The sequence below is a fragment of the Bremerella sp. JC817 genome (assembly GCF_040718835.1).
Classification (GTDB): Bacteria; Planctomycetota; Planctomycetia; order Pirellulales; family Pirellulaceae; genus Bremerella.
This window is the reverse complement of the sequence record NZ_JBFEFG010000030.1, coordinates 1-349: the sequence shown is the minus strand read 5'-3', so window position 1 is coordinate 349 and position 349 is coordinate 1. Positions and strand designations below refer to the sequence as shown.

1 protein-coding gene is annotated in these 349 nt (G+C 71.1%); it reads left to right on the top strand.

Annotation, left to right across the window (positions count from 1 at the left end; genetic code table 11):
- On the top strand, positions 1–349 hold a 349-nt coding region (locus AB1L30_RS00140; RefSeq protein ID WP_367011337.1), incomplete at both ends, for an NAD(P)H-hydrate dehydratase.

Genomic DNA, 349 nt, shown 5'->3' with positions numbered 1-349 from the left:
ATCGTGACCCCGCACGAGGGCGAGCTTGCAACGCTGGAAAAGGCGTTTGGGTTGGCCGGGGACGGTTCCAAGCCCGAACGGGCGCAGGCGCTTGCCCGCGCGCTTTCCGGCATCGTCGTCGCGAAGGGGCCGGACACGGTCATCGCGTTCGGGACAGATCTGGTGTTCGCGCTGCCCGCCTCGCCCTGGCTCTCTACTGCCGGAACCGGGGATGTGCTGGCCGGCGTGATCGCCAGCCGGCTCGCGCATCACGGGGACGGCCTGCGCGCTGCCGAGGAAGGCGTGGCGATCCATTCGCATGGCGCGCGTACGCTCGGCGCGGCGTTCACGGCGGACGAGCTGGCGCTGG